Source organism: Acidovorax sp. GW823-FHT02H02, from assembly GCF_058797075.1.
In genome coordinates this window covers 1-26,208 of record NZ_JBXAJH010000019.1, presented here as the reverse complement: position 1 = coordinate 26,208, position 26,208 = coordinate 1, and the positions used below count along the sequence as shown (strand labels likewise).

Annotated in this window: 28 protein-coding genes and 1 pseudogene; 15 read left to right on the top strand and 14 right to left on the bottom strand. The window is 68.9% G+C overall.

Features of this window, described 5'->3' with window-relative positions:
* Positions 1-54: 54 nt before the first annotated feature.
* From AC1RDS_RS17900 to AC1RDS_RS17890, 3 genes are read right to left on the bottom strand one after another with little or no spacing between them, the layout of a single operon-like run.
* Positions 55-363: a hypothetical protein gene (locus AC1RDS_RS17900; RefSeq protein ID WP_059400285.1), complete on the bottom strand. Its 309-nt coding sequence runs from the start codon at positions 361-363 to the stop codon at positions 55-57.
* The gene (locus AC1RDS_RS17895; protein WP_059400286.1) at positions 360-572 is read right to left on the bottom strand and encodes a hypothetical protein; all 213 of its coding nucleotides are present in this window, start codon (positions 570-572) and stop codon (positions 360-362) included. Before AC1RDS_RS17895 ends, AC1RDS_RS17900 begins: the two co-directional genes overlap by 4 nt.
* 53 nt (positions 573-625) lie before the next feature.
* The gene (locus AC1RDS_RS17890) at positions 626-1,189 is read right to left on the bottom strand and encodes a hypothetical protein (protein ID WP_059400287.1); all 564 of its coding nucleotides are present in this window, start codon (positions 1,187-1,189) and stop codon (positions 626-628) included.
* A 477-nt stretch (positions 1,190-1,666) separates the two neighbouring features.
* Between AC1RDS_RS17890 and AC1RDS_RS17885 the strand changes: the two genes are divergently transcribed.
* On the top strand, positions 1,667-2,632 hold the full coding sequence (locus AC1RDS_RS17885; RefSeq protein WP_242455310.1) for a DUF1845 domain-containing protein: 966 nt from the start codon (positions 1,667-1,669) through the stop codon (positions 2,630-2,632).
* A 198-nt stretch (positions 2,633-2,830) separates the two neighbouring features.
* Here the strand turns inward: AC1RDS_RS17885 and rbp are convergent, their stop codons facing one another.
* Complete coding sequence (gene rbp / locus AC1RDS_RS17880) at positions 2,831-3,181, bottom strand: RNA-binding regulator (protein ID WP_059400288.1); 351 nt, start codon at positions 3,179-3,181, stop codon at positions 2,831-2,833.
* Positions 3,182-3,292: 111 nt separating this feature from the next.
* Positions 3,293-3,502: a hypothetical protein gene (locus AC1RDS_RS17875; RefSeq protein ID WP_082136757.1), complete on the bottom strand. Its 210-nt coding sequence runs from the start codon at positions 3,500-3,502 to the stop codon at positions 3,293-3,295.
* Between the two features lie 818 nt (positions 3,503-4,320).
* Between AC1RDS_RS17875 and AC1RDS_RS17870 the strand changes: the two genes are divergently transcribed.
* Positions 4,321-4,551, top strand: a complete 231-nt coding sequence (locus tag AC1RDS_RS17870; RefSeq protein WP_059400289.1) for a helix-turn-helix transcriptional regulator — start codon at positions 4,321-4,323, stop codon at positions 4,549-4,551.
* Positions 4,552-4,779: 228 nt separating this feature from the next.
* Positions 4,780-5,607, top strand: a complete 828-nt coding sequence (locus AC1RDS_RS17865) for an inositol monophosphatase family protein (RefSeq protein WP_059400290.1) — start codon at positions 4,780-4,782, stop codon at positions 5,605-5,607.
* A gap of 65 nt (positions 5,608-5,672) precedes the next feature.
* Here the strand turns inward: AC1RDS_RS17865 and AC1RDS_RS17860 are convergent, their stop codons facing one another.
* The gene (locus tag AC1RDS_RS17860) at positions 5,673-6,683 is read right to left on the bottom strand and encodes an AraC family transcriptional regulator (protein WP_059400291.1); all 1,011 of its coding nucleotides are present in this window, start codon (positions 6,681-6,683) and stop codon (positions 5,673-5,675) included.
* A gap of 694 nt (positions 6,684-7,377) precedes the next feature.
* On the opposite strand from AC1RDS_RS17860, the gene AC1RDS_RS17855 reads away from it, so the two are divergent.
* The 10 genes from AC1RDS_RS17855 (at position 7,378) to AC1RDS_RS17810 (ending at position 15,347) form a co-directional block, all read left to right on the top strand.
* Positions 7,378-8,532, top strand: coding sequence for an acyl-CoA dehydrogenase family protein (locus AC1RDS_RS17855; RefSeq protein ID WP_082136759.1), 1,155 nt, complete (start codon positions 7,378-7,380; stop codon positions 8,530-8,532).
* Positions 8,533-8,654: 122 nt separating this feature from the next.
* Positions 8,655-9,800, top strand: a complete 1,146-nt coding sequence (locus AC1RDS_RS17850; protein ID WP_059400293.1) for an acyl-CoA dehydrogenase family protein — start codon at positions 8,655-8,657, stop codon at positions 9,798-9,800.
* 93 nt (positions 9,801-9,893) lie between these two features.
* Positions 9,894-10,415 carry a flavin reductase family protein gene (locus tag AC1RDS_RS17845; RefSeq protein ID WP_059400294.1) on the top strand — a complete coding sequence of 174 codons (522 nt, stop codon included), beginning with the start codon at positions 9,894-9,896 and terminating at the stop codon, positions 10,413-10,415.
* A 22-nt stretch (positions 10,416-10,437) separates the two neighbouring features.
* On the top strand, positions 10,438-11,112 hold the full coding sequence (locus AC1RDS_RS17840) for a glutathione S-transferase family protein (RefSeq protein ID WP_059400295.1): 675 nt from the start codon (positions 10,438-10,440) through the stop codon (positions 11,110-11,112).
* Between the two features lie 54 nt (positions 11,113-11,166).
* Positions 11,167-11,553, top strand: a complete 387-nt coding sequence (locus AC1RDS_RS17835) for a DoxX family protein (protein WP_059400296.1) — start codon at positions 11,167-11,169, stop codon at positions 11,551-11,553.
* Between the two features lie 37 nt (positions 11,554-11,590).
* Positions 11,591-12,412 carry a hypothetical protein gene (locus AC1RDS_RS17830; RefSeq protein WP_059400297.1) on the top strand — a complete coding sequence of 274 codons (822 nt, stop codon included), beginning with the start codon at positions 11,591-11,593 and terminating at the stop codon, positions 12,410-12,412.
* Positions 12,413-12,516: 104 nt separating this feature from the next.
* Positions 12,517-13,092: a malonic semialdehyde reductase gene (locus tag AC1RDS_RS17825; protein ID WP_059400298.1), complete on the top strand. Its 576-nt coding sequence runs from the start codon at positions 12,517-12,519 to the stop codon at positions 13,090-13,092.
* Positions 13,093-13,398: 306 nt separating this feature from the next.
* A complete protein-coding gene (locus AC1RDS_RS17820; protein WP_059400299.1) occupies positions 13,399-14,274 on the top strand; it encodes a tyrosine-type recombinase/integrase in 876 nt (291 codons plus the stop codon).
* Positions 14,275-14,543: 269 nt separating this feature from the next.
* Positions 14,544-14,786, top strand: a complete 243-nt coding sequence (locus tag AC1RDS_RS17815) for a hypothetical protein (RefSeq protein ID WP_242455311.1) — start codon at positions 14,544-14,546, stop codon at positions 14,784-14,786.
* A gap of 213 nt (positions 14,787-14,999) precedes the next feature.
* A complete protein-coding gene (locus AC1RDS_RS17810) occupies positions 15,000-15,347 on the top strand; it encodes a helix-turn-helix domain-containing protein (protein WP_082136761.1) in 348 nt (115 codons plus the stop codon).
* Positions 15,348-15,465: 118 nt separating this feature from the next.
* Here AC1RDS_RS17810 and AC1RDS_RS17805 read toward each other — a convergent pair whose 3' ends face one another.
* The 3 genes from AC1RDS_RS17805 to AC1RDS_RS17795 form a co-directional block, all read right to left on the bottom strand.
* Positions 15,466-15,987 carry a hypothetical protein gene (locus AC1RDS_RS17805; RefSeq protein WP_059400300.1) on the bottom strand — a complete coding sequence of 174 codons (522 nt, stop codon included), beginning with the start codon at positions 15,985-15,987 and terminating at the stop codon, positions 15,466-15,468.
* 116 nt (positions 15,988-16,103) lie between these two features.
* Positions 16,104-16,301: a hypothetical protein gene (locus AC1RDS_RS17800; protein WP_059400301.1), complete on the bottom strand. Its 198-nt coding sequence runs from the start codon at positions 16,299-16,301 to the stop codon at positions 16,104-16,106.
* 4 nt (positions 16,302-16,305) lie between these two features.
* Positions 16,306-16,485, bottom strand: a complete 180-nt coding sequence (locus AC1RDS_RS17795) for a hypothetical protein (protein ID WP_139222803.1) — start codon at positions 16,483-16,485, stop codon at positions 16,306-16,308.
* 713 nt (positions 16,486-17,198) lie between these two features.
* Between AC1RDS_RS17795 and AC1RDS_RS17790 the strand changes: the two genes are divergently transcribed.
* Positions 17,199-18,254, top strand: a complete 1,056-nt coding sequence (locus AC1RDS_RS17790; RefSeq protein ID WP_059400303.1) for a DUF6236 family protein — start codon at positions 17,199-17,201, stop codon at positions 18,252-18,254.
* Positions 18,255-18,316: 62 nt separating this feature from the next.
* Here the strand turns inward: AC1RDS_RS17790 and AC1RDS_RS17785 are convergent, their stop codons facing one another.
* Complete coding sequence (locus tag AC1RDS_RS17785; RefSeq protein WP_092939579.1) at positions 18,317-19,786, bottom strand: HNH endonuclease; 1,470 nt, start codon at positions 19,784-19,786, stop codon at positions 18,317-18,319.
* A 274-nt stretch (positions 19,787-20,060) separates the two neighbouring features.
* Here AC1RDS_RS17785 and AC1RDS_RS17780 point away from each other — a divergent pair, with 274 nt between their 5' ends.
* Positions 20,061-21,302 (top strand): DUF1173 family protein, encoded by a 1,242-nt coding sequence (locus tag AC1RDS_RS17780; RefSeq protein WP_059400444.1) that lies wholly within the window; start codon positions 20,061-20,063, stop codon positions 21,300-21,302.
* 39 nt (positions 21,303-21,341) lie between these two features.
* Here the strand turns inward: AC1RDS_RS17780 and AC1RDS_RS17775 are convergent, their stop codons facing one another.
* From AC1RDS_RS17775 to AC1RDS_RS17760, 4 genes and pseudogenes are all read right to left on the bottom strand, one after another.
* The gene (locus AC1RDS_RS17775) at positions 21,342-22,055 is read right to left on the bottom strand and encodes a TetR/AcrR family transcriptional regulator (protein ID WP_059400305.1); all 714 of its coding nucleotides are present in this window, start codon (positions 22,053-22,055) and stop codon (positions 21,342-21,344) included.
* Between the two features lie 104 nt (positions 22,056-22,159).
* A complete protein-coding gene (locus AC1RDS_RS17770; protein WP_059400306.1) occupies positions 22,160-23,089 on the bottom strand; it encodes a LysR family transcriptional regulator in 930 nt (309 codons plus the stop codon).
* 792 nt (positions 23,090-23,881) lie between these two features.
* A complete protein-coding gene (locus AC1RDS_RS17765) occupies positions 23,882-25,429 on the bottom strand; it encodes an IS91-like element ISCR8/ISPps1 family transposase (protein ID WP_011117152.1) in 1,548 nt (515 codons plus the stop codon).
* 108 nt (positions 25,430-25,537) lie between these two features.
* Positions 25,538-26,143, bottom strand: a pseudogene (locus AC1RDS_RS17760) (oxidoreductase dimerization domain-containing protein); the annotation flags it as partial.
* Between the last annotated feature and the right edge of the window lie 65 nt (positions 26,144-26,208).

Sequence of the window (26,208 nt, the reverse complement as noted above, 5' to 3'; positions counted from 1 at the left end):
CGCCCGCGCAGGCGGCCCCGGGGACCGGACCTCCCGCGCGGCAATGGCGCTGGCCTAACGGCCGATCTCGAACGTGAACAGCAGGCCGGCCTGCAGCGCCCGCGACACCGGGTGGTCCGGCCAGTCGGCGGCGCTCACGTACCGCGTGTCGGCAGCCATGGCCTCGCCGTCCTGCGAACGCAGCAGGTAGCCGCTGGGCCGCAGTGCGATGCGGTAGGACTGGATGCGCGAGCCGAGGACCACGAAGGTCCGGCCGGCGATGCCCGTGACGATCTCGCTTTCCTTGATGAGGAACTCGAGTTCCGCGGTGTCGCAGACCGGCACCAGCGGCCGGGAGCGCGCGAAGGTGGCTGCCTGTGTCATGGCTCCACCCCCTGTCCGGAGGTTTCCCTGGCGGGGAGGTCTGCGCACCGGCGCCGGGCCGGGCCCGCGCCGGGGAACGGCGCGGCAGCCGAGGCCGTGCACCGGGACTCGGCGCGGGCGGCCCGCGCTGCCTCGTCGTCCCATCGCGCGGCGACGCCGTAGGCGGCCAGCACGAGCACGAGGCACAGCATGATTTCGAATGAAGACATGGCATCTCCTTGGGTTGCGGAGCCCGCGTCCGCGGGCTCCAGGAAGAGGGGGATCAGGCGAAGAGGTCGCCCTGGAACGAGAGCCACTTGATCTGCTCGTTGATCCACTGGGGGTTCCGGGCGAGCCGAGCCTCGATCCAGCCCGGGTTGCTTGCGAACGCCTCCGCCACCCAGCGCGGGTAGCGTGCGAGCGACTCCATCAGCCACCCCTTCACGTTGCGCGCGATGTGATCGCGGATCTCCTCGCTGTCCACCCGGCCGCAATAGGCGATGGGCGAGAGCGGGCTGCAGCCCACCACGCGCAGGCAGTTGACGAACGAGAAGGGGAGGCGGTCCTTTTCCGGGTCGGTAAAGATCCAGCCCAGGGTCGCGAGCTTCTCGTCCAGCGGCGTTCTCGTGTTCGCCAGATCGCGCACGTCCTTGAGCAGGCGCCAATGGAGATACACGATCTCTTCCACCGTCCATTCGTGCGCGTCGTCGTCGCCGTCGGGATCGATGTCGGACCAGTCGGGCGCCCCGACGATCGAGGCACCCGCCAGCGCGGTGCTGGGGAGGATGTAGAAGACGTCCGCGGACGCTGGCGCGCGCGGGCGGCGGGATGCAATGCTTGTCGGCATGGCTGACTCCAGGAAGGGAGGAGGCAGCCCAATCCCCGTGAGGGGCGGGTGCCCCTCGGGGTGAATACTCTCGGCATGGCGCCGAGGCTCGCGGGTCAATGGACCCAGGCTGGTTTGTAGGTAGGCGGGTGATCCGCCGTGATCGGTGTGCCAGCTACCGGTCGGAAAGAGCTTTCGGCGCAAGGCCAGGCGCTTGCCTCGAAAGCCTGTTCCTGCCGGTGCCGCGGACGTGCGCGCGGCCAATGCTCCAGGGCTCGCAGTCGGGATCCGTCCGGTCGGGGTGTCCGCCGGGCCGGGCCCGCGGGCCAGCTACCGTTGGACAGCACCGTAGCGGGACGGCGGGGCGGGGTCAAGGCGCCCGGCGCCGCCCGCGCGGGCTGTCGCCGAAATGCGCCGGATTCGGGTTGGATTTCGGGTGGCGGCGCGCGCGGCGGGCGCCGAAGATCGGCCGCAGGAACCGAAGCACCGGAGGCGGCGATGGCTGATATCCAGATCGTGAAGACGGACCAGGGCGCGGTCAACGCCCGCATCCTGGCGCGGGAGGCCAAGGCCGACTTCCGCAGGGTCGAGGCGGCGAGCCTGAAGGTCCGCACGCATTTCACGAGCGCGGAGGCCAAGCGGTTGTTCGTGCGCATGTTCAACACGCTGCAGCTCAACGCCCACTTCATTTCCGTGATCGCGCGCACGCGCATCGACCACCAGGACGTCGAGAGGGAGGAGACCTCGCTGCGCGCCGACATCGACGCGGTCAAGAACAGGCTCAACCAGGCGCTCGACGGCGCGGAGGCCCTCTTCAAGGCCCATGGGATCAGCAGCTTCGCGACCTATGACACGCAGCCGCTGGAGATCGAGGTCGGCATCCTGTCCTCGAGCGGGCGGCGGTACCTCGAGGTGCTCAACCAGCTCGACCAGCTGATGCCCTTGCTGCAGACGCTGGAGATCCATGAGGTCATCAGCACCCAGGAGCTGGACATCCAGCGCGCCGCGCTGAAGCGCCAGATCAAGGACATCGCCAATTCGGCGCGCCGGCAGGCCACCGGTCTGCGCAGGCGCATGAATGCAATGGGGGCGCGTGATGGAGATCTGGGCGAGGTGGCCCCTCGGCCGGTTGCGCCAGCGGCCGGCGAACCGCGCATGGACGATGCCGCCGCGCTCGACGTCGGCAATGCCAGCCAGTCCGGGGGCGAGCCCGATCCCATCCTCCCGGCGGCGGAACCAGGGAGCGGGGCTGACGCTGCGCACGAGGCCATGGAGCACGCCATGGGTCCGTCCGTACTCAAGCGTGTGCGCCGCAAGCCGGCAGCCCCGGAAGCGAACGGGGAGGCTGGCAGTCAGCCCGGCGCCCAGCCGGGGGGCGACACGGCTGCCCTATCGGGTACCCCGCCGACTGCGGACGCAGGCGCGCCGGTGGATCCCCCGGCCGAGGTGGTGCCGCGGGAATAGTGCAGCGATCACGAACGGCAACGAGGCGGCGCAATCGCGTCCGCATCGCCGCGGACAAGCGCGCAGACCCTTGAAGGGACCGAACGAGGATGGGGCACAGCGCCATCGGCCCAGAGGCTGGGCGGCGGTCCACAGCGGGCCGGTGGAGGCGAAAAAAACCGGCCCAGATGGGCCGGTCTTTCTGCGGTGCGGCTGGGTTCAGTAGCGACCACCGCCGTAGCCGCCATCGCCGTAGCCGACATCCGAACGGCCGGCTGCACGGTAGCCCTGGGCACCATGGCCACCCGCACCACGACCCTCTTCGCGGGGGCGAGCCAGGTTGACGACGATCGAGCGTCCATCGACGGACCTGCCGTGCAAAGCGCTGATGGCGGCCTGGGCGTTCTCGGCGGAAGCCATCTCGACAAAGCCGAAGCCCTTGGAACGGCCGGTCTCACGGTCCGTCATGACCTTGGCGGAGGCGACGCTGCCGAACTCGGCAAAGTTGCTCTGCAGGCTGGAATCGGTGACGGAGTAGGGGAGGTTGCCTACATAGATCTTGCTGGACATGGAAAAGCCTTTATTCATGGGGCGCGCGCAAGGGCGCGCCGTTTGCGCTAGGGATGTGCATGTGGAGGCCACATGCGGACGGATGGAAGGGACGCGGTGGGGCGCAGTTGCTCAGCACGCCGGAGGGTGCTGCATGCACGTTTGCAGCCAGCCTTGGGTGACTGCGAAGATTCGCGCGGCTTCGCGAGAGGCAAAGGCTCTGTCAAAGCGGAACACTCGACAGTAGCTGCCGTTGCCTTGAGAGCGTTGGACCGAGACGGAGGCGCGGAAGCGGCCACAGTCGGTCTGGTGTGTCGCGGGCGAAACGACGTACTTGCCCATGGGAATGGCGGTATTTGGAATCGGGTTCAGTCGGCAACGCAGGCTGGAATGGACCTGCATGAGCATGGAGAAACGGGATAGGCTGCAGCTCTACAGACCCACCGGGCGGCAATAGCCGCAAAAGCTAGCCGCGCGGGACGATGTGGCGCCTTCGGCGGGCGTTGTCGTGGCTGCTGGGAACAGCCAGTTGAACTGGTTTGAGTATATCTCGATTCGTATGGACGAGAAGCTTGATATTCTTTTTGGTTTTATAAAAGCCCTGCCGCACCGATGCGCTCGGATTCCTTCGGCTCCGCGCGCGAGATGCCTGCCGCCGCTGTCTTTCGAGCCTGCCGCATTCTCCCCAGGCGAGGGCGAGGGAACGACTGCGCCGACACGAGACAAGGTCCGCTGCGGGAAGTCACTCCGACTTGTCTCCCGCGGCGTGGCATTCGGTGCTAGGACGTGGCGCCGCGGCCCGGCACCCTATGCCTCTTGGCGCAGGCGCGATATGGTTCCGGCAGCCCGCATGCGCCCGTGTTCTCCGCGGTGACTTCGGGCGGGGACAGCTGGATCTCCTCGACCCTCCAGCCCTGGAGCTGCTTGCGAATTCTCTTCCTCGCGCCTGCCCGCCGCCGGATGGTCTGCCGTCGCTCGCCGCGGTGACCAGAGGCGTCCGCCGAGCGCGGCCATGAACTTGTCGATCGCCACACCGTCCAGGGGACGTCCACGGTGTGCGCCAGCGTGTTGCGTCCCTAGCGTGGGTGTCATCCTGACCTAGCCCCACGTGAACGAGCGGGTCGGCCACCGACCGGCCTTGCCGGTGTAGGAGTCGAACCATGACCTACCCATCCGAACGTCCTGCCGTGCTGCCCGAGACGGGGTTTCTGCGCGAACGCCAGGTGCTGGTGTTCGTGCCCATCTCGAAGTCGACCCTGTGGCGCCGCGTCGACAGCGGCAGCTTCCCTGCGCCCGTGAAGCTGTCGCCCCGGGTCACCGCGTGGCGGGCCGAGGACGTGCGCCGCTGGATCGCGGACCAAGGAAGCCAGCATCCGCGCTCCCCGGCGTAGCGTCCCGCGAGCGCACGGCGCCGGTCGACCGCGAAGGAGCGGCCTGCGCGCGCATGCGCTCGGGTGGATCCGGAGGCACAGGTGCCCCGCCGTCCCGCACGTACGCGGCATCGCCATGGAAGCGTGGCCTGGCCCCGCTGCGCGCGCGGCCGCAAGGAAGGGACCCGCTGCACGCATTGCCGCTGCCCGTGCGGGGCCAACACTGAAACGCCGCAAGGAGGCTGGCATATGGCGTTTTCGATGGATGACCTGTTATGGATGGGCAAGGTGCTGCAGGCGGCGGGACAGGCCGAGCTGATGCCGCGCTTCAACCGCCTCGCGCCGGACCAGATAGCGCGCAAGACCTCGGCATTCGACGTGGTCACGCTGGCGGATGAACGCTCCGAGGCGGCGATCGCCAGCGACCTGGCGCGCCGGTTCCCGGGCGCGCTCATCGTGGGCGAGGAAGCGGCCGGCCGCGACCCGGAACTGCTGGAGCGCATCGGCGGCCGCGACCTGGCCTTCGTGGTCGATCCGCTCGACGGCACCCGCAATTTCGCCAGCGGTCTTCCGCTGTTCGGCGTCATGGCCGCTGCGGTGGTGCGCGGAGAGATCATGGCCGGCGCGATCCACGATCCGGTGACCGGCAGCACGGCCTACGCGTTCAGGAGCGGCGGCGCATGGCTCGAACATGAAGGCGGCGGGCGCCGCATCGATCTGCGGGTGGCTGCACCGGTGCCCCCGGACCAGATGGACGGCGTCATCGGCACCAACTTCCTGCCCGAGCCGCTGCGCACGCGCGTGAACCAGCGCCTGTCCTCGCTGTCGACCACCTGCTGGCTGCGTTGCGCGGCGCACGAGTACCGGCTTGCGGCGGCCGGGCAGGTCCACGCGCTGTTCTACAACAAGCTGATGCCCTGGGACCACGCCGCGGGCTGGCTGCTGCACCGCGAAGCCGGCGGGCACAGCGCGCATTTCGATGGCTCGCCTTTTCTCCCCGCGCACATGTCAGGCGGGCTGATCTGCGCGCCCGATGCGCGGAGCTGGCGGGACCTGAAGGCGGCGCTGCTGGATTGAGCAGGACGGGGTGGGCTGGGCCTCTCGCGGCCCGGCCGCCGCCGGGGCTGGCACGCGCCCGCCCGTCAGCGAATGGAGCGGCGCAGCGTCTGGGACGGCGCTTCGCCGAACTTGTGCTTGTAGGCGGCGGTGAAGTGGCCCAGGTGCGTGAATCCCCAGCGCATCGCCACCCCGGTGACCGTCTCGTCGCGGGAAGCCCCCTCGAGCAGTTCGGCGCGAACGCGTTGGAGGCGGATCGACTTCAGGAACGCCGCGGGGCTCGTGTCGCGGAAATTCTTGAAGCCGGAATAGAGAGCGCTGATGCTCACGCCCGCGTGTTCCGCGACGTCCGCGATGCTGACCTGCTCGCCTGCATGGGCGTGGATGTACTCCTCGGCGCGGCGCACGTAGTAGGGGGCCATCGGCGGCGTCGGGCGCCGCAGTTCGTCGCTGAGGCTGTTCGACTGTCCGAACAGCAGGGCGCTGACCAGCATCTGCTCCAGGTTGGATCGCGCCGCCGGCGACGCCAGCATGCCGCTGTCGTGGGCCGCCTCGCTCACCAGAAGCTCGATCAGGCGGCGCCAGGGCTCGATCTGGGAACCATCGAGCGCCATCCTGGGGGCGAACTTCACCGGCTTCGACAGGTCCCGTCCGAGATGCTGTCCGCAATGCCGCTCCAGCAGGGAGCGGTCGATCTGCACGATGATCTGGTCGCACCCCTTGTGCCCCAGCAGGTGCAGCGGCTCGGTGGGCGTGACCACGGTGCCCACGCCCGGGCTGGAATCGACGGTGGTGTCTCCGCAGCGCACGACGCACGAGCCCGAGATCGGCATCTGAACCAGGTAGGCGTTCTCCATGCGTCCGGGGCGGACCTCCACGGCGGCGCCGTAGCTGAGGCGGTGCAGCGAAATCGATCCCAGCGTGACGCGGTACATGCGCGTGTCCACGGCGTCCCCGGTGTCCAGGACCCGGAGCTCGTGCGGCGAAAGCACCTCGCCGACGCGGCTGCGGGCCTCGTCGGGGTCGTGCGTTTGAAACAGCTGGCGCGACAGCAGTGCCTGGGACCGGAAGGTCTCCGCAAACCCGGAACTTGGCATCCCTTGTCTCCTTGTCGGTCGACCCGTGCGGCGCATCGACGCGCGTCCGGGCATCTTCTCGTCAGCACCTTCCGCCCGCCGGCTGCCTTGCGTGGCTCGCCCAAGGCACCGGCTTCAATGCAGGCGAACCCAAAAAAATGATCATGATTGAAAATGATCTAGCTCATATCAATCCAAAATACCATGAAGCGCGGGGAAGTGGCATCGGGACATCCCGCAGCCCCCGAGGGGGCGGTTGCCGCAGCCCTGCCGGTAGTGAAGCCGGACTCCGCCCGCTTGTGGCGGCAGCGTGCCGGGCAAGGCACTCTCCGGCCGAGCGGGCGCCCGGGAAGGAGGAGGAGCCGCTGCGCGGCGGGTGCCCTGGCTTCCTGCCCGGATCGAGGCCCGACGCGCTCCGCGGCCGGCGCGCCCCGCGCGCTGGCACACGGCACATGCGATGTGCCATGGACGGGGCCGAGGAACCCGACACACATCAAGAAGATGTAGACCCGGGATAGCCGCTGCAAAAAGCGGATGGCGTGCTGGAGGGGGTGCTGAGATGCTATGCACCAAGAGACAACTCCGCTTGCGAAGGACCGGGCCGCGAAAGCAAAAGAGCCCGGCCGCGCATGACCTCACTCGGTCCTGAGTCCCGCCCGGCCCCGCCGCAGGCGGAGGAGTCTCCCGTACTCCACGTCCTTAGAAGGTGCCGAGAATGCCAAATACTGATTCCGAATTGATCCAGCGCGCGAGAGAGATCGCTCCGCGCATCCGAGCCCGTGCTGCCGAGGCGGCGGTCCGGCGCAAGCCGCACGACGATTCCATCCAGGAACTGATCGAGACGGGTATCGTGCAGATGTTCGTGCCCAAGCGCTGGGGCGGCGCCGAAGCGAGCCTGTCCACCGCGCTGGAGGTGATCGAGATCATCAGCGAGGCCTGCCCTTCGACGGGCTGGATCGCCGCCTTCTACATCATGCACAACATCTATGTGCCGAAGTTCCCGGAGCGGGCGCACGAGGAGCTGTTCGGGAAGAAGGGCTATGTGCTGCTGCCGGCGGCCTCGGCCCCCAACATGAAGGCGCGCAAGGTGGACGGCGGCTGGGAGTTGAGCGGGCGGGCGCTGTGGGGGTCGGGTGTGATGCATGCCGACTGGGTCATGATCGGCGGCATGGCCGAGGATGGCCAGCAGCGCGGCTTTCTGCTGCCCGTGGCGCAGGTCCAGGTCGAGGACAACTGGCACTTCGCCGGCATGTCGGGAACCGGCAGCAACGACTACGTCGCCACCAATGTGTTCGTGCCGGACCACCGTTCGGCCGCCATGGGCGAGTTCTACGAAGGTCCGACGGCGGGGTCCCGCCTTTACGACAACCCGCTGTACTCGATTCCCTTCTTCGTGCTGGTGTACTGCACCTTCGCTCCGGTGATCGTCGGGTGCCTGAAGGGGGCCTTGCGGGCCTACGAGGAAACCGTCGAGCGCCGGGTCCGCAACTTCACCGGGGCGGTGGTTAAGGAGCAGCAGCATGCCCAGATCATGCTGGGCGAGTTCCAGATCGCCACCCGTGCCGCCGACGAGCTGGCGCGTGCCGTCTACGGCCACGCCGCCGAGATCCTGGCCGGCCGTCCATTCACCGTGGACGAGCGTTTGAAGCTGAAGGGGCTGACGGCCTTCATCTCGAAGCACAGCCGGGAAACCGTGAACGCCATGATGGGCGCCTCGGGGGCGTCCAGCTTCCACAACGACCAGGCGCTGCAGCGCATCTGGCGTGATCTCAACACCGTGTCGGTCCATGCATTCGTCGACTGGGACGCGACCCGCGAACTGCACGGCAAACACCACCTCGGCCTGCCGCTGACCTACCCGCTCTTCTGAGCCCCGGGCGAGGGCGGGCGACCTTGCGGCGGGATGGCTCCGCCCTCCCGTCGCCGCGTCCCGCCGCGCGCTCGGCAGTGCCAGGCGCGAGTCGTTGAACCAGATTGAAAAAGGAATCCGAGATGTCAAACAACGCTGTACTGAATCCCTCGCCGAAGGCGAGCGCCACCGCCGCCGCGGCGCCATCGCACGCCGAGCTCCTGGAGCGCGCCCGCCGGATCAGCCGCAAGGCGGAGGCGCGCGCCGAGCAGACGGACCGCGAGCGCTGCATTCCGCGCGAGACCATCGCCGAGCTCTACGATGCGGACCTGATGCGGCTCGTGCAGCCGCCGCAGTGGGGCGGACTGGGCCGCAGCTTCCACGAACTGTACGAACTGGTTTACGAGCTCGCGCGCGGCTGCGGCTCGACCGGCTGGATCTACTGCGTGCTGGCGGGCCACTCCGTCGTGGTGGGCACCTTCCCCGCCGAAGCGCAGGCCGCGGTCTGGGGCGATGACAGGAAGGCCCTGGTTTCCTCCGCATTCGCTCCCACGCTGCAGGCGAGGAAGGTCGATGGGGGCTACGAGATCAGCGGCAAGTCGCCCTTCTCGAGCGGCACCGACCATGCGAGCTGGGCCTTGCTCGGCGGCGTGGTCCTCGACGAGAAGGGGGCACCGGCGCGCAAGCTGTTCCTGGTCCCCCGCAGCGACTATGCGATCCACGACGACTGGTTCGTGATGGGCCTCGCGGGCACCGGCAGCAAGACACTGGAGGTCGCCGGGGCCTTCGTGCCCGAGGTGCGCGTGGTCGACCTGCAAGACTTCTTCAGCGGCCTGGCGCCGCACAGCCTCCAGAGCGCGATGGTTGGCGCGGCGCGCGGCGGCATCGACAGTTTCGTGGAGAGCATCCGCAACAGCCCCGGCAAGTTCGGCGGGCGGCCGCCGGCGGAGCTGGAGCTGTTCCAGACGGTGGTCGGCAGCGCGGTCGGGGACGTGACCTATGCCTGGGAACTGCTCCAGAAGATCACGTGCGAGTGCGAGCCCATCGTGCTGAGCGGGCAGGCGATGCCGCCCGAGCAGATCCTGCGCAACCGCTCGGCAACCTCCACGATTTCCAGGCTGTGCCTCGGCGCGCTCGAGCGGGTATTCGAGCTCAGCGGGGGCCAGGGGATCTACAACAACCGCCTGTCACGCGCGCTGCGCGACGTCCGGGCGGCGGCCAACCACGCTGCGCTCAATGCGACGCTGGCGGGCAAGGATGCCGGCCTGCTGGCCCTCAAGCGCGGTTAGCCCCTGAAGACAACCCGGCCGCGCGGCCGGCCCTGCCGTCGCACATGGCGTCGGCCCGTGCCGCTGGCGCCCCCACCCACAAGAGCTCCCAAGATGACCCAATTGATTGAAATCGCCAAGCCCCCGGAAATCCCGGACCGGCTCAAGCGCGTGCTGCGCTTCACCCCCGCGCCCGTGAGCATCGTCACCAGCTTCGACGAGTTCGGAGAGCCGGTCGGGCTGGCCATGTCGGCCATCATGCCCGTGGCCCTCGAACCCTGCTCGATGGCCATCTCGATCAACCGCGACGGATCGGCGTACCGGCATGTCCGCGCGGCCGGCCTGTTCTGCGTGAACCTGCTCAACAGCGCCACGGAGCCGCACTTCCGGCCCTTCTGCGACCCCAGGCTGCGGGAGCAGCGCTTCAAGGACCCGGCATGGAAGGTCCACGAGGGGCTCTGGTATCTCGACGACGCGCCGGCGAGCATCTTCTGCAGGATCGAGCAGGTCGCGCAGTACGGAACGCACGACGTGGTCATCGGCAAGGTGTTCGACATGTTCTCGTCCGGCGACCAGGACATCCTCGGCTGGGGCGACGGCTCGCTGGGACGCCTCCTGCCAGTCACGCCCCATTGAGCCTCGCCGGAGACAAGCCATCATGAAGCTGTACGAAGTACCCTGGTCCATCCATCCCCGCCGCGTCGGCGTCTACCTTGCCGAGAAGGGCATCGAGGGCATCGAACGCGTGCAGGTCGCCCCGCCGCCGGACAGGACGCGGCGCATCATCGAAGGCGTGACGATCGCCGGCACCGTCCCGGCGCTCGACATCGGCGACGGGCAGGTCATCGGCTCCTCGCTCGCCATCCTGGAGTACCTGGAGGAACGCTTCCCTTCGCCCGACCTGATCGGCGCGACCCCGGTGGAGCGCGCGCGCACGCGGGAGTTCATCACCGTCATCGAGGAGGCCACCGTCTATCTGCGGATCTGGGCCTTCAACGGCAGCCGGCTGTTCGCGGCCGAGGTGGCGCAGGACAAGGCGGTCGCGCGGGCCGGGATGGCGGCATGGCTCGGCAAGCTGCAGCTGCTCGAGCGCATGGTGGCGGACCGGGGCGGGGCGTTCCTGACCGGCGATCGTCTGACCACCGCCGATTGCGTCGGCTTTGCCTTGCTGCAGACCACGACCGAGCTGTTCGGCGTCCCGATCCCGGAGGACTGCCCCAGCCTCCAGGGCTGGTATCGGCGCTTCTCCGCACGCCCGAGCGCAGCGGTGCCCGACTTCCCGCCGGTGCTCGGGCTGAGCCGGGGGCTGGTCCAGCAGACGCAGGAAGGCTGACCGGTGTCCGCACGGTCCGCCCGGATCCATCGCAAGAACATGAACGGAGTATCCATGGAGACATTCAGCGTCTGGGGAGCAGCGACTGCGAGGGTCGTCGTCGCCCTGTTCTACCTGGTCACGGCCCTCGGCCTGGCGAAGGACTTCAAGATGGTCACGGGACTCATGGCGGCCAAGGGCGTGCCGGTGCCGGGACCGCTGCTCATCGTCACGATCCTGGTCTGGGTCGCCGGCGGCGGCGCGCTGATCCTGGGCCGGGGCATCGTGCCTGCGGCGCTGGTCCTGCTCGTCCTGACCGCCATCATCACCCCGCTGAACCATAACTTCTGGGCCGCGCCGGCCCAAGAGCGCGCGAACGAGGTCCAGCATTTCGCGAACAACATCGCGATCATGGCCGGGCTGCTCGCGATTGCCGCGGCGGCGTCCGCACGGCCGCTGTAGGTGCGCGTGCGGCACGCAGAACCATGAGGCAGCCACCATGAGCACTCACCACATTGCCAGCGCCCAGCTGGGTCGCGGCGCACCGGCCCGGAGCGCAGGTGCCGCGTTCGCGGACCGCTGGATCTTCGTCTTCATGGCCGCGCTGTTCGTGGCCACGGCCCTGGCGGGCTTCGTCCCCAGCTCGATCGCCAAGCTCGCTTCCGTGCGCGCGGGCGAGCAGGGGCCGATGCCGCCCGTGCTGCACGTCCATGCCGTGTTGATGGGCGGCTGGCTGGCCCTTCTGCTCGTGCAGTCCGTCCTCGTGGCCACGGGCGCGCCCTGGCTGCACCGGCGGCTCGGCATGCTGGCCTTGCTGGTGGCTCCCGCCATGGTCCTCAGCGGCGTCCTGCTCGTGCCCGTCGTCGACCGGCCGATCCACCAGATGCTGGCGGCGCCCCCGGCCGGCACCGAACCCGCCCTTCTGCAACTGCTGCAGGCGTGGATCCCGAACCGGCCCCTGTCGCAGATCCGCGCCGGCGTCGTGTTTGCCGTGCTGATCGCCTGGGCCCTGTGGGTGCGAACCGGTGATCCGCAGACACACAAGCGCCTCCTGGTCCTGGCCACGGTCTGGCCCTTGGGCGCGGGCATCGACCGCATCCCGCTGCCTGGCACCTACCCGGAAAGCCCGGCCGCGTCCGACCTGTACACGCTGCTGTGGGTGGCGCCGCTGTTCGTCTACGACCTGGTCCGGCACCGCAGGGTCCCGCGCGCCTGGTGGATCTGGCTCGCGGTGTGTCTTCCGCTGTCGGCGGCCGTGCACCTGCTATGGGGCTCGGCCTGGTGGATGGCCCACGGGCCGGAGATCCTGGGCCTGCGCTGACCGGGCCCCAAGACCGCCGCCAGCACCCGGGGGCGCGGTGGCCACGTTCATCGCCGCGGCCGGGCCGGCCTGACGGCACCATTCTTCCGAGGAGCATCATTCCCATGAACATCACGACCGAGCAGATCTTCACCGAGGCGCGAAGCCAGAACGGCTTCCTCGACGCGCCGGTGCCCGACGCGATGCTGCGTTCCCTCTACGACCTCATGAAATGGGGGCCGACGTCCGTCAACTGCCAGCCGGCGCGCGTCGTCTTCGTGCGTTCGGAAGCGGAGAAGGCCAGGCTCGTGGAATGCGTGAGCCCGGCCAACCAGCCCAAGGTGCGTTCCGCGCCCGTGACGGCGATCATCGGCATGGACATGGCGTTCCACGAGCAGTTGCCCAGGCTGGTGCCGCACGTCGACGCGCGCAGCTGGTTCGCGGGCAACGCGCCCATGATCGAAGCCACGGCGTTTCGCAATTCGTCGATGCAGGCCGCCTACCTGATCATCGCGGCCCGGGCGCTCGGACTGGACTGTGGCCCGATGAGCGGCTTCGATGCCGACCAGGTCGACGCGCAGTTCTGGCCCGGCACGCAGGTCAGGACGAACGTGCTCTGCACGTTGGGCAAGGGCGACCCGTCCAAGGTCCATCCGCGGCTGCCGCGCCTCGCCTTCGACGAGGTCTGCCGGCTCGCCTGAAGGGCAGGCTTCGCCCGGCGCGGGTCTGCTGTCCCGGACCCGCGCGGGCCTCGCGCGGGCCTTGACCTGGGTCAATGGGACGGCCACGGGCTGTCCTCGGCGACGCGGTGTCCGCCGGCCGGCTTGGCGGGTTTCCGCTTCGGGCGCAAGGCGCTGCGATGGACAGCGCGGGCCTGCTCCCGAAATCGCCCCCAATTGGGAGCAATTTCGGGCTGGCGCCAGCGGGCGCGAATCCGGAGCATCGGGCTCAGATGGAAGCTGGGCGGATGGCTCGATATGGATTCGGAACGGTTGGAACTCTCCACCATGCTGCTGCTTGCCGTGCTCGGGGGCATGACCTACGAGGCGGTGGCCCGCGAGCATGGCATGACGCGCACCGGGGTCGAGCGGCGCGTCAAGGCGCTCGTGCTCCGGCTGGTCCGCGAGATCGGCGTCGAGGGCCTCAACGAGAGCCGCGCGGTGTTCGTGCGCACGCTGCGCGCGCACCGGCTGGCCATCGAGTCGGCCCTGCAGCGGTATGGGCCCATGGCGCCGGCCGGGAAGACGGATGCGCCCGTGATCCTCTCGGACGAGGACATCCAGGCCGCCATGCGGCGCGCGCGGCTGCACACGGCGACACCCGAGCGGGACGTGGCCATGGTGTGGATCCTGCTCGCGACCGGAGCGCGGCCCCTCGAGGTCGCGCGCATGCAGGTGCGGGACTACCTGAACGACGATGGCACCGTCAGGCTGCATTCCGAGGTCCGCGCCGAGGTGGCGGTGAACCGCCGCAGCCGCCCCCTGTACTTCACCAGCGTGCCGGCGCGCGAGGCCATCGACGCCTATCTCGCGGTGCGGGCCCCGGGATCCGCCGGGGCCCAGCCGCTGGCTTACCGGGGGCTGGACCCGGTGCAGGCACTCTTCCTGACGCAGGAAGGCGCTGCCTTTCCGATAGAGCGCATTCCGACCGCATCGGGCATGCGCTACCTCTGCGAGGAGATCCACTATGCCTATCGCAAGATCTTCCGGCGGATCGGCATCCCCGGCCTGTCGGCGCAGAACGTGCGCCACACGGTGATGCACCGCCTGGTGCGCCGGGGCGCGGACGAGGAGCAGATCGGCGAGCTGCTGGGGATCCGCGACGTGCGGCCGCCCCGGTGCCCGCGGCCGAGCCTGGAGCAGCTCATGGAGGGGCTGGTCTAGGGGGCGTGCTCGCTGCCCGGCAAGTCCCGGTTGCTCGCGGAGCGTTCACCTACGCCGCGGGGCCCGGCGCCCTGCGGCATGGCAGGAGGGTGGGGTCCGGCCTGCAGGAGTGCCGACGGCGCATGCGGGCAGCGTGACGACTGAGACCAGGATCGGACCGGGGACCGATGGCGGTCGCACCGGGGTGCGATTTGCCATGGCGAGGCGCGGCCGTTCGCACAACGGTCGAACTTTGCGTGAACATGGCAGTCCCACCGTCCCGGGAGTGCATGACGATGCTTCGTTGCGGCAACCAGATACGCCTGACCCGGCGCGAGGCCGAGGTCTTCAAAGAGATCACCGACTTCGAGCCGGCGGACATCCGCACGCTCGCCGATCTCGAGCGCTATGTCGCGCAATGCAAGGGCTACTACCATGGAACGTCGTATGCCACTGCCTTTCTGCACTGGCTCATCGACGGACAGCTCGACGCATGCGTCGGGCGTCCGGATGCGCGCCAGGGCGGCCGCTGAGGCGGTAGCGGCGTCGGCGGCGTCCGGCTGAAGGACGGGGCCTCACATTCCGGCCCGCGGCCATGGCGAACCGGGGGTATCCGGGAGGCGGTCAGCGCGCGCGAATGTCACTTATAGAGGGTGCACTCATAGCGAGTGCGCTTATAGCGAGTGCTCTCATATCGAGTAGCTCCATAGCAAGTGATCCGATAGCGTACGGATCAAAGGAGTGCTATGGAACTGGAATACGACCCCCTCGTGTGCTTTGGGCGCCACCTGGCAGCGACGCGCCGCAACGCCGGGGTGTCGCAGGAGGCGCTGGCCTACGACAGCGGCATGTCGAGGAGCTACCTCAGCGAGATCGAACGAGGCTTGCGCAACGTGGCGCTGCGCAACATCTGCGTGCTTGCAGAGACCTTGAGGGTTCCCCCGTCGGCGCTGCTGGAGTTTGACCGCACACCCTCCGCCGACAAGGCGCGGCGCAGTCCCAAGCAGCGCAGTGGCGCGCGGCTGGGCGACGAGGTGGCCACGAAAGGCGGGAGAACGGGGTTGGAGCGCGGAAAGAAGGGCAGGGCGGGGTGAGTGCGGCGTTTGTTGGCGCGCCAGCCCGCTGTCCAGTCGGGGCCGGGCGAGCGCCGATGCGCCCGTGCGCGCCGCATGGGCGGCGCGCAGGGCGTTCGGTCTCTGGCGGGCGGCGGGCTCAGCCTGCCGCCGATGGCCGCACCGCCGGGGCGGTGTCCTCTGCGGCGAGCGCGTGCGTGCCCGTGTCGGTCTTGTCCGCGGCCTTGCGGGCGCGTTCCCTGAAGGACTTCTCTGCCTGGGCGTAGGCGTCACTCTCCATCAGGCGCCTGACCTGGGGCGCTGCGGGCTCTTCTTCCATTTCCGGCAGGCAGGCCACGGCGACGTTGCGGCCTTGGCCCAGCGTCTCGGCGACCGCCCTCGGGAACGAAATGAACACGGCCCGCAGCAGGCTGCGCACGGCCCTGCCGATGCGGCGGTTGCGTGTCTCGCGGCTTTCATGGAGCCGGATGCAGCGCTGGCAGCACAGGTACAGGCCGCGATGGCGGCGCCGGAGCGTCTCGTCGCGTTCGAGTTCCGTCAGGATCTCCGCGGCGAGGGTCTCATCGCGGCGCACTTCGGGGTAGAACTCCACCCAGATCTTCTCTTCCTGCCGCTCGATGGTTTCGAGCCGGTGACGGGCAGGGGACTTCTCTTGGGGCATGGCTAAGCCTCCCGTGGTTGGTGTTGAACATCGGAGGACGCAGGGCCGCCCGGCGTGGCCGCGGAGGATCGCGAACGGCGCGGCGGCGGCGCCGTGCGTGCAGCGGGCTGCAGGCTTCAGCGCCGGAAACCCGAACGCGCCTGTTCGGCGATCCTCATCCATCGGCTGGCGATCCGTTCAAGGTACGCCAGGTCATCTGGTTCGATGTCGCCCAGCCTGCGCCGCTGGACGATCACGGCCCTCACGAGCCCCGGGTCGTCCTTCGCGAGCTGGACGACCGTGGCTGCGATCTGCCTGCGGTAGCGGTCGATCATGCGATCAGGCCTGGGCCGTGGCAGACTCGGCCTGGTCTTGCCGGGGAGCTTGCGCCGCCGTGCCGGACCAGGGCTTGAACAACATCGGAATCCGGCGGGGGGCCGGGAGCTGCGCGGCGCGCGACCCGGATCCGCCCAACAGCACGCACACGGCGCGCTGGGCTCTCATCACATTCGTGATCATGGTGTCCTCCTTCCATGAAAAAAGGGGGACACCGCTCCCCATGCCGGGGAAACATGTTCCCCGTCTGGGATGCCTCAGCGGGGCCGAGGCGCTTTGCGGCGATACCTGGCGGCACGCCATGAACGCCTGCGCCCTGGCGGGTGCGGCACTCGCTCTGGGCCGCATGGCGCAGCGACCGAAGCCGCTGCCCCATCCGGCACGCAGTGGCGCGCCTCAAGGAGAGGACGCGCCACGGTTCGCGGTCCGGCGCAAGGCCGGACCGGGTCTCTGGTCATTCGCATGACCGGGCCGGACGGATCCGGCGCACTGCAAGGCGAGTAACGATCGCGACGCCAGCGAGGCTGGACTTCATTGGGCCTGCGTGCAGGCCCCGATGAAGGCTGGGTGGACTCGATGCCCACGGGTAGCCATGGCACTATCGGTCCGCTTGGCCGCAGGCCGCAAGCGGGGCGCGGACACGCGCCACGTTTCCGTTCCGAAGGGCACGCGGCAGCAAGCGCTTCGGGGTGGCGACGAGCGACGCACCGTGCGGCGGCCGGGCGGGGGACCCGGACCCGCGGACGGACGGACCCACGGGCCGCCGGGTCCCGCCAGCCCATGCGCCGGTCCTGGAGGGGCTGGCAACGCGCCTGCGCCAGGCCGGGCCGCGGGGCGATACGATGCGCGGGGCCGGGCCCGCCCCGCATTCTTCCACTCCATGTCTCGCGAGCGATATGCCACAGGCGCTGCACTATCCCACCATCGAATTCAACGATCTCGACGCGCTCAAGCGCTCGCTGCTGGTCTGGGACCGCGTGCACCGCATCGTTCCCGGCGGATACGTCCCGCAGGACCCGCCGGAGGTGGCGACGGCGGTGGCCGAAGGGGTCATCCTGAACCTGGCCGTCGATGCCGCGGAGAAGTCGAGCGCGGCCCACCGCTTCCTGGACTTCTACGCGCTGCGGGAGTCCCAGCGGACCCGCCTGGCCTGGCCCGCCGGCTTCTCTTCCGAGGCGTTCACCCGCATCAATCCGGACAAGATCGACGCCAAGCTCCTGCCGCTGTTCGAGCAGCTGGCGCAGCGCCTGACCGCCGACGGCTTCCTCGAGGTGCCCCACGAGCATGCCGGCGGCTACATGTTCTACCTGGCGGCCTCGGTGGCGCAGCGCCGCGCGCTGGAGCTGACCACGGACTCCTCCGACTGCTGGGCCGTCGGGACCTATTTCGCGAACGACGGGGCCTTCACCGAGGCGGTTTCCGACGAGCGTGCCGACGCCTACCTCGCGAACCTGGCGGTCGTCGATCTTCTTCCCAGGGACCTCGCCGAGGTGCCCATCGACACCATCCTGCGCTACCGCGAGGACACGGTGGAGCTCCGGCATGCGTTTCAACGGGAGCTGCAGCAGCTGCAGGCGGAGATCTCCCGCTGCAAGAACAAGCAGCACGCCCGCTACATCGTGGCGGACTTCGTGCGGCGCTTCGAGCGGGCGAAGGCGGAGTACCGGGCGTCGCTGGGCTTCTTCCGGAAGGAGGGCGTATACAGCATCCTGTCCGTGGGGCTGCCCGTCGCGGCTGCCTTCCTCTCGCTCCCGGGGCTCGGGGGCGGCGGTCCGTACACGCCGTTCGGGCTGGGCGTGGGCACGCTGGCGGGCGCCGTGGCGGCCCTCGCGACGCGTGAACTGGTCCGCAAGCCGAAGTCGGTGGGGTCGTACCTGGTCGACGCCGAGCGGCTGACCCGCACGCCGAGCCTGCTGCTGCACCGCAAGTTCGAGGAGTTCATGAACGACTAGGGTCCCGCCGCCCTTGCTTCCGGTCGGCGGGGGCGGAGGGTAGGGGCGCGGCACAGGCGCCGCTAGGCCGGGGCCGGGGCCGGGGGCGGGGGCTGGTCGATGCGTTGCGCGTAGCGAAAGCTCAGGCTTTGCTGCTCTCCCGACACGGCGGCCGTTCCGCTGAGGTCGCGCACGCGGGCCTGGCTGCGGCCGTAGGCCTGGACATGGCCGGCCGTCCCGCCAATGTGCGGAAAGAAGGGGACCTCGCAATGGCCTTGCTCGATGAGCGCGCGGTCCTGGTCGTGCATCGGGAGCACGATCTGGTGCAGCACGTTGGAGAACTGCAGCACGAAGATCAGGTAGGGGCAGTCGGCATGGCCGGGGCGCCGGCGCAGCAGGGCGTACTGGAACTGGTCATTGGGCATCGGGCCCGGAAGAAACTGCTCCAGCAGCCGCAGCGGGCGGTAGGGATAGCTTTCGAAGGTGTGCGCGGGCGCCAGGATCCAGCGTTTCAGGTGATCGCATTCACCCGCCTCGGGCTCGGGCATGACGGCCAGCGCCATCTTGACGAGGCATTTGAAGACGCCCATGGGCACGTAGGGCTGGCGCTCGAGCTGCAGCGTGACGGTGCGCGTCTCCTCGTCCAGGCGGTGGCGCGGGTCCTTCTCTCCGAGGCGGATCGCCAGGTTCCGAGGGCCCCGCGCGTCGATGCGCATCTGGTGGTCGCGGGACTTGAACGAAGGCAGCCCCTTGCCCGTGACGCGCCCGGTGGCGCGCATGGGCAAGGTCCACTTGGCGTAGTCGTCCTCGACCATGCGCGCGAAGTGCCGGTTGCACGCGTCGCACTCCCGGCGGTCGATCAGGGCCTTGTTGCCGATCTGCTCCGGAAACGCATGGGCCTTGTCCCGGAAGGACGTCTCGGGGTCGGTCCTGCCGCAGTAGCGGCACCGCCGCGGCGAGAGATCGCCGCCGAGGTACTGCGGCCTGGACGTGGAGCGCAGGAGGCCATGCGCGATTTCGTCGTAGCGCTCGTCATACCACCGGGCCGCGGCTTCGTTCTCCCTGGTCGCGGCGGAAGCGTCCCCGCTCTCCTCGCGCAGCACGATGGCGGCGGAGTCCGGGTGGCGCGCGAGGTACGTGGCCAGGCATTCGGCGGTGCGCGGCACGAACACGACGTCGGTGAGGCCCGCCGTGGCCGCGAGTTCCTCCAGCAGATCCGGGTCCACGCCGGCGGCGAGCAGCGGTCCCGGCAGCCGGCCGACGCGGATCCGCTCCGTGACCAGGTAGAGCACGTGCCCCTCGAGGTCGCAGCGGTTGTCGCGCTCGAGCAGCCCGAGCGCGTCGGCGTCGCAGAGCCCGTCCAGCAGTTCCCGCAGGGTCTTCTTGCACGGGGCCGCGATGCCCATGTCGATGGCTCCGCGCTGGGCGAGCAGGTAGGAGCAGGTCAGCCACCCGGCGGCCAGCGCCGCGGGCTGCTCCGAGAGCGCGGGCGTGTGGATGCGGCGGGCGGCCGCCGTCGGGCGGCCTGGGGCGGGGCTGGGCGATGAAGGCATGGAGCGGAATCCGGGATGCGCCGCGCAGACCAGCTGCTCTTGCACCGTTCCTTCCGGCGCACCCCCTTTTGCGCCTATCGTAGCGCGGCTGTCGTGCTCCGCCGGGATGCGCGGGCCGCGGTGGCGGCGTGTGCCGGTCGCCGGACGCCGCGGACAGCGGGCCTGGCGCCGGGCGGACAGCGACATGGCGCCGATATCGCCTCGATTTCAGCGGCATTCCGGCTTGCGCCGCGCCGCATGGCGGCCGACGATGGGGCAAGCCATCCCTTCGCCCATGGACATCCAGCGGTTCGCCATCGCCGGCAGCGAATTCGATGCGGACGATCCCCGTCTGCAGGAGGCGCTCGCGCTGGCCTACGAGTCGCCGCAGCGGCCGCGGTGCCTGTGCTGTCCCGAAGGGGTGGAGATGTATGTCGCGCGCCACCGACAGTTCGTGCTCAAGCGCATGCCGGGCTCGGGAGGGCGGCACCATCCCGGATGCCCGTCCTACGAGCCCGATGCGCACCAGTCCGGCCTCGGCGAGCTCCTGGGCGAGGCCGTCGTCGAGTCCAGCCCGGGATGCTTCGAACTGCGCGTGAGCTTCCCCTGGAGCCGCGTGGCGGGCCGCGCGGTGCCGCGCGGCGAGGCGCAGGATACCGCCGAGGTGGCCGTCGGGCGGCGGCGCATGACCCTGCGGGCGCTGATGCACTTCCTGTTCCAGAGCGCGGGCTTCAACCGCTGGTCGCCCGCCATGGAGGGCAAGCGCAACCAGGGCGTCCTGCACAAGTACCTGCTGGAGGCCTCCGAGAGCATCACCATCCGGGGCGTGGCGCTGGCCGAGCGGCTGTACGTGCCCGAGCCGTTCTCGGAGAGCGGGCGCGAGGAGGCCGCGCGGCGGCGCAGGGAGAAGCTGGCCGTGCTGCATCCACGCGAGGGGCAGAGCCCCCTCGCGCTCGTGCTCGGTGAATTCAAGGCGTGCGACGCGACGGCGCTCGGCCGCCGGCTCTGGATCAAGCATGCGCCGGATGCCCCCCTGCTGGTGGCGACCCGGACCTGGGAACGCATCGAGCGTGCGTTCGCCCCGTTGTTCGAGGCCTGCGACGCCGACACCGGCAGACGGGTCCACCTCGTCATCGCGGCGCTGATCCGGGCGCGGCGCGAGCACACCTACGAGGTCGACGCGGCGAGCCTGATGCTCACCAGCGAGCAGTGGATTCCCGTGGAGGGCGTGCACGAGCTGGGCCTGCTGCATGCCCTCGTCGCGCAGCGCCGGCGCTTCGTCAAGCCGCTGCGCTACGACGCCCGGACGGCGGCCGCCTTCCCCAATGCGCTGCTGCTGGACGCCGGCGGCCAGCCCCTGCCGCTGCACGTGGTCAGTGCCTTCATGCCGGCGAAGGACCGCGCGACGAAGGAGAAGATGGCGCAGGCCGCGGGTGCGTGGATCTGGCGCCTCGACGAGCCCATGCCCGCGTTGCCAGAGGCGCGTTTGGCGCCGCCGGGGGGCGGCATGCGGGCGCTGCGCGGGGCGGGGCCGTGAACGGAGGGCAGGCGGGCCGGACGGCCTGGGTCCATGGGCCTACTTGCGCGGGAGCATGCCGGAGACGATCAGCGTCAGCGCGGCGCGCAGGTCGCGCAGCCCGCGCGCCATGCTGGGATGCGGGTGGGAGCGCAGCCACAGGTCCAGCTCTCCGTAGAACACGGAGCGCACGACGCGCGTCGCGAGCATCGGGTCCACGGTGCTGGCGAGCTCGCCCGAACGGATCGCGGCCTCGAACAGGTTGCTGAGCTCCCGCTGCACGATCTCCTTGCGCCGGTCCACGCTCACGCTTTGCGGCGTCGGGCCGATGTCCGCGTTGCCGCGCTCATGCAGCTTCAGCAGGCCGATCGGGGCCTCGGTGCTGAAGAAGCGCAGGAAGGGCTCGTACCAGCGCAGCAGCCGGTCGATCAGCGGGCCGGGCTTCTTGACCGCCGCCGAGGATTCGGCGAGGACGTCGTCCATGTCCTCGTTGAACACGAGAAACAGCAGATCGCGCTTGTCCTGCGCGTAGAGGAAGACCGTCGCGTGCGAGACCTCCGCGAGCTGGGCGATCTCCCGCGTGGTCGCGCCGTCGAAGCCCTTCGAGATGAACACGCTGCGCGCCGCGGTCTTGATGCGATGCAGCTTGTCCTGCTTGTGGCGTTCGCGCAGCCCGGCGGGCTTGTGGGGCTGCGGCTTGACGCCCGGCGCCTTTGCGCCGCGACGCTGTGCCTTTGCCGGTGACCTGGAGGGAGCGGGATTGGAGGAAGCCATGTTCTGTGGTGGAGCCGGCCGGGTGGGGCCATGACTGGGGTGGGAAAACGGTCCAAGGGGCCTGGGCCGGCAAGGCCCGCCGGCCGCGGGCGGTGGCGACCCCTCTAGGCGATCGCCCGCTCGCGCGCGCGGTCCTCGCCGAAGAGGTCGAAGACCACGCCGCGCAGCCACTGGTTGACGGGGGAGCGGTGCACCTTCGCATGCCAGAAGGCATTGATCGAGATCTCGGGCAGGGCCACGGGATGCGGCCGGGACGTCAGGCCGAACGGCTCGGCGAGCCGGTCGGCGAGCTTGTCCGGCACGGTGGCGATCAGGTCGGTGCGCTGCAGGATGTGGCCGACGCTCACGAAATGGGGGATGGTCAGGCGCGTGGTGCGGTCGACGCCGGCCCGGCGGATCAGCTCGTCCACCGTGCCGTGGCCGGTCCCTGCCGAGACGATCACGAGGTGCTGGGCGGCCTTGATGTCGGCCAGCGACAGCCGCTTCCGGTCCAGTGCGTGGCCCTGGCGGAACAGGCAGACATAGTGCTGCCGGAACAGCCGCCGCTGGAAGAAGCCCGCCTTGAGCTGGGGCAGGAGACCGATGGCGAGATCCACCTTCCCGGACTCCATGTCGTCGCGCAGGTTGACGGCGGTGTTGCGTACCGTGTTCAGTGTGGCGCCCGGCGCTTCGCGGGTCAGGCGCTCCACCAGCGCGGGAAGGAAGACGATCTCGCCGATGTCGGTCATCCCGATCGTGACCGGACGGTTCAGCTTCGCCGGGTCGAAGTCATTCTGCTGGTTGATGCCGCTGTGGATCATCGCCAGGGCGTAGCCGACCGGCTCGGCCAACTGCTCGGCGAAGGGCGTGGGGACCATCCCGGAGGAAGTGCGCAGGAACAGTTCGTCCCCGAACAGCCGGCGCAGCTTGGCCAGGGAGTTGCTGACGGCGGGCTGGGTGAGGTTGAGGTTGTCCGCGACCTTGGAGACCCGCCGCTCCACCATGAGCTGGTGAAACAGCACCAGCTGGTTCAGGTCGATGTCAGAGAGCTCCAAGGGATGTCCTCTCCACCGGGGTCGTGATGGACGCGGGCCTGCGCGCGGGCCGCGCGGCGCAACCCGTCCCGGCCCGCGTTCCGGCAGCCCCATGCTTCGGGCCGCCACTGTTTCTGCTGCTCAAGATGCTGTCTCCGTTGTGGACCCCAGGGGCCCTTATCACATGAACTGACTAGGATTATAAATAACCATGCTCATGTAAAGGATGAATCGGGCTGGGCGGAAGTTTTTGCGGCGTGCGCATCGGGGCGCAGGGCAGGGCGGGGCCGGCGGGGCCGGACAACGCAGAGTGATGGCGCGCAAAGGGCCTGGATGCGCGCAGCGGCGCGGGCTGGCGCGGGACGGCGGGTGGCCTTGCATCGCCCTGCGGCGGGGAGAGCCGGTGCCGCGCAGGCGGGTTCCGGGGGCGGAAGCGGGGCAACATCATTCGGAGTGATGTTGCACATTCAAGCGATTCTATTGGCTGATCTGCTGCGGGAGTCAATCATGGCGTTTGTTCGGTGCATAACAAAAAGCCAGCCCCACGCAGCATGGAAGTCCTCGTTCAGCCCCTCAATCGTGTCGTCCAGGTCGAGCCTGGGGCGAACCTCCTCGACGCCTTGCGACGGATAGGAAATTCAACCGCATGAGGCCAAGTATGGCACGAGTTTTGGGCCTCGAAACACGTTCGGCCAAGGAAGGTTGAGCGCTCGCTTGCCGCTCAATGGCAAGAGCTTGGGAGGCAGTATGCATTTGGGCCTGGCGCGCGCGCAGCTGCTTCCCCGCAGCGATGGATACCGCCGCTTCACTGGGTCACCAATTGACGCGCTGGTCTACCTCGTCGGGTTGAGCTGCCAGATCCCAATCCGGCTCGCCTTGCGCACCATCATCCACCGGCGCGTCGCAGCCCTCCCACAGCGGTGGCCCGCGTGCCGGGGTGATGTGCGGGGGGGCAGACTCCACCCCGATGTGGTTCAGGATGTGGCGGATTTCGGCGCTGTGGGTGATGAAGGCAATGATGCGCATCTGCCCACCGCACATGGGGCACAGCAGCGGAAATGCCTCGTAGATGCGGGCAATCAGCACCGCCCACAAGTAATGCGCCGCTCGCTTCGGGCGTGCTTCAGGTTCGGGTGTGGGTGTGGCCGCGTTGCCCGGCGCCGCCACCCCAGGTACGCCCGCGCCAGGTTGTGCAGTCTCCACCGTGGCTGGTTGCGACGCAGCAGGCTGAGCCAGCGCCGTTACCGCCGCTCTCAGCGGCGAGTTTGGTGCCAGCACACCAAAGTAGCGGTGCCGGTGGGTGCGTGGCGGTGGCACCAGCGCGGCGATGCGGTCGATCAGTTCCAGCGGTGTGAGGTGCAGCTCATCTGCCTTGGCACCACGCTTGTCACTGGTGGGCTCGCTGCGCTGTTTGGCACAGCGGTACACCAGTTTGCTTCCCTCTTTGCGTAGGCGCTCCATGGAAAACGGTGGACGCGCGCAATAGCGCAGCAGCCGCTCCAGCGCAGCGCGGTCGTGGGCTTCGATGCAGACACCGGCGTCCACCGAGAAGCCGCTGTGTTTGTAGCCCAGCATGTCTTTGGCGTCACAGTTCTCCAGCAGGCCCCGAGCAACGAAGGCGCGCAGGATGCGTTTTTGCAGTGTGGTCTGCACTGGGGCCACGGTAGCCGCATCGATGCCGGTGGCCGCGTGAAAGATGACACCCGGCGATGAGATTCGAGGGGTCGCATCAGCATCGCCCTCGCCCTCCACTTCCTCAAACACCCCGTCCACCACACAAACGTGGAAGTGGACGTGTTCATTGAGGCTGGAGCCGAATCGGTGAATGAAGGCGATGGCACCGATGTGCAGGCCTGCCTTGTCCATATGGGCCGCACCGGGGCTGTGGGTCTGCAGAGTTTGTGCGATCACCCGCAGAAAGATGCGCAGCACCATGCTCAGCACCGCTCCGTCGCGTTGCATGAAGTACCGCAACCTCTTGGGCACGGAGAGCACCCACTGGCGCACCGGCAGGCGGGGGAAAACGTGGTCGCTCAGGTGTGCCGCCGTCTCCACCATCCGCCGCGTGGTGCACGAGGGGCAGACTCCCCGGCCTTTGCAGGAGAAGGCTACAAAGTAGTCGTGCCCACAGTCGCCGCAGCGAGCGCGGGCAAAGCCATGGGCAAAGATGCCGCACTCAAGATACTTGGCAAACGCTTTGCGCACGAAGGGCTTGGGGGTGTGGTGGTCGCCCTGGCCGTCGAACTGACCCGCGCTGGCCAACTCTAGCCAGGTCTCGTAGTGCTCGGCTACCATTTGGTAGAGCAGCGTGCGTTCGGGGTGGCGTGGGTTGTAGAGCTTGGGCTTGGAAGTGGCTGACATGAATACTGTACAAATGCACAGTATTCTGCGGCGATTGTTTGGGTACGCAAAGCACAAGGCCCGAACCGTCGCCAGTTCGGGCCTTGTCAGGGTAGCTTGGCTGCGGACTTACTTGCGCGCAGGCGGCACATCCGTGCAGCTGCCATGCGCCACTTCCGCCGCCATGCCGATGCTCTCGCCCAGCGTCGGATGCGGGTGGATGGTCTTGCCGATGTCGACAGCGTCCGCACCCATCTCGATGGCCAGGGCGATCTCGCCGATCATGTCGCCCGCATGCGTGCCGACCATGCCGCCGCCCAGGATCTTGCCGTGGCCCCGGCCAGCATGGCCGTCTCCTGATCCTGCTTCGGGGCTGTCGTCGAACAGCAGCTTGGTGACGCCTTCGTCGCGGCCGTTGGCAATGGCGCGGCCCGAGGCCGCCCAGGGGAACAGGCCCTTCTTGACCTTGATGCCCTGCTGCTTGGCCTGGTCTTCGGTCAGGCCCACCCAGGCCACTTCGGGGTCGGTGTAGGCCACGCTGGGGATCACGCGGGCGTTGAAGGCGGCGCTGGCCAGTTCCTTGTTGCCCTGCAATTCGCCGGCGATCACTTCCGCCGCCACATGCGCCTCGTGCACCGCCTTGTGCGCCAGCATGGGCTGGCCCACGATGTCGCCGATGGCGAAGATGTGCGGCACATTGGTGCGCATCTGGATGTCCACGTTGGGGTCTCCTCGTTTTCAGTGCAATAAGTGACGGTACGAAAAGCTAGCACTGGCGCGGAGGTGGTGTTGGTAGATCG

What these genes read in the sequence shown, in the direction of transcription:
- AC1RDS_RS17830 (WP_059400297.1), top strand. Translation starts at nt 11,591, where the DNA reads ATGAGCACTCACCACATTGCCAGCGCCCAGCTGGGTCGCGGCGCACCG.
- AC1RDS_RS17795 (WP_139222803.1), bottom strand. Translation starts at nt 16,485, where the DNA reads ATGATCACGAATGTGATGAGAGCCCAGCGCGCCGTGTGCGTGCTGTTG.
- AC1RDS_RS17875 (WP_082136757.1), bottom strand. Translation starts at nt 3,502, where the DNA reads ATGGGCAAGTACGTCGTTTCGCCCGCGACACACCAGACCGACTGTGGC.
- AC1RDS_RS17840 (WP_059400295.1), top strand. Translation starts at nt 10,438, where the DNA reads ATGAAGCTGTACGAAGTACCCTGGTCCATCCATCCCCGCCGCGTCGGC.
- AC1RDS_RS17825 (WP_059400298.1), top strand. Translation starts at nt 12,517, where the DNA reads ATGAACATCACGACCGAGCAGATCTTCACCGAGGCGCGAAGCCAGAAC.
- AC1RDS_RS17870 (WP_059400289.1), top strand. Translation starts at nt 4,321, where the DNA reads ATGACCTACCCATCCGAACGTCCTGCCGTGCTGCCCGAGACGGGGTTT.
- AC1RDS_RS17775 (WP_059400305.1), bottom strand. Translation starts at nt 22,055, where the DNA reads ATGGCTTCCTCCAATCCCGCTCCCTCCAGGTCACCGGCAAAGGCACAG.
- AC1RDS_RS17820 (WP_059400299.1), top strand. Translation starts at nt 13,399, where the DNA reads ATGCTGCTGCTTGCCGTGCTCGGGGGCATGACCTACGAGGCGGTGGCC.
- AC1RDS_RS17895 (WP_059400286.1), bottom strand. Translation starts at nt 572, where the DNA reads ATGTCTTCATTCGAAATCATGCTGTGCCTCGTGCTCGTGCTGGCCGCC.
- AC1RDS_RS17810 (WP_082136761.1), top strand. Translation starts at nt 15,000, where the DNA reads ATGGAACTGGAATACGACCCCCTCGTGTGCTTTGGGCGCCACCTGGCA.
- AC1RDS_RS17800 (WP_059400301.1), bottom strand. Translation starts at nt 16,301, where the DNA reads ATGATCGACCGCTACCGCAGGCAGATCGCAGCCACGGTCGTCCAGCTC.
- AC1RDS_RS17850 (WP_059400293.1), top strand. Translation starts at nt 8,655, where the DNA reads ATGTCAAACAACGCTGTACTGAATCCCTCGCCGAAGGCGAGCGCCACC.
- AC1RDS_RS17855 (WP_082136759.1), top strand. Translation starts at nt 7,378, where the DNA reads ATGCCAAATACTGATTCCGAATTGATCCAGCGCGCGAGAGAGATCGCT.
- AC1RDS_RS17765 (WP_011117152.1), bottom strand. Translation starts at nt 25,429, where the DNA reads ATGTCAGCCACTTCCAAGCCCAAGCTCTACAACCCACGCCACCCCGAA.
- AC1RDS_RS17860 (WP_059400291.1), bottom strand. Translation starts at nt 6,683, where the DNA reads ATGCCAAGTTCCGGGTTTGCGGAGACCTTCCGGTCCCAGGCACTGCTG.
- AC1RDS_RS17780 (WP_059400444.1), top strand. Translation starts at nt 20,061, where the DNA reads ATGGACATCCAGCGGTTCGCCATCGCCGGCAGCGAATTCGATGCGGAC.
- AC1RDS_RS17900 (WP_059400285.1), bottom strand. Translation starts at nt 363, where the DNA reads ATGACACAGGCAGCCACCTTCGCGCGCTCCCGGCCGCTGGTGCCGGTC.
- AC1RDS_RS17805 (WP_059400300.1), bottom strand. Translation starts at nt 15,987, where the DNA reads ATGCCCCAAGAGAAGTCCCCTGCCCGTCACCGGCTCGAAACCATCGAG.
- AC1RDS_RS17790 (WP_059400303.1), top strand. Translation starts at nt 17,199, where the DNA reads ATGCCACAGGCGCTGCACTATCCCACCATCGAATTCAACGATCTCGAC.
- AC1RDS_RS17785 (WP_092939579.1), bottom strand. Translation starts at nt 19,786, where the DNA reads ATGCCTTCATCGCCCAGCCCCGCCCCAGGCCGCCCGACGGCGGCCGCC.
- AC1RDS_RS17885 (WP_242455310.1), top strand. Translation starts at nt 1,667, where the DNA reads ATGGCTGATATCCAGATCGTGAAGACGGACCAGGGCGCGGTCAACGCC.
- AC1RDS_RS17845 (WP_059400294.1), top strand. Translation starts at nt 9,894, where the DNA reads ATGACCCAATTGATTGAAATCGCCAAGCCCCCGGAAATCCCGGACCGG.
- rbp (WP_059400288.1), bottom strand. Translation starts at nt 3,181, where the DNA reads ATGTCCAGCAAGATCTATGTAGGCAACCTCCCCTACTCCGTCACCGAT.
- AC1RDS_RS17815 (WP_242455311.1), top strand. Translation starts at nt 14,544, where the DNA reads ATGACGATGCTTCGTTGCGGCAACCAGATACGCCTGACCCGGCGCGAG.
- AC1RDS_RS17835 (WP_059400296.1), top strand. Translation starts at nt 11,167, where the DNA reads ATGGAGACATTCAGCGTCTGGGGAGCAGCGACTGCGAGGGTCGTCGTC.
- AC1RDS_RS17865 (WP_059400290.1), top strand. Translation starts at nt 4,780, where the DNA reads ATGGCGTTTTCGATGGATGACCTGTTATGGATGGGCAAGGTGCTGCAG.
- AC1RDS_RS17890 (WP_059400287.1), bottom strand. Translation starts at nt 1,189, where the DNA reads ATGCCGACAAGCATTGCATCCCGCCGCCCGCGCGCGCCAGCGTCCGCG.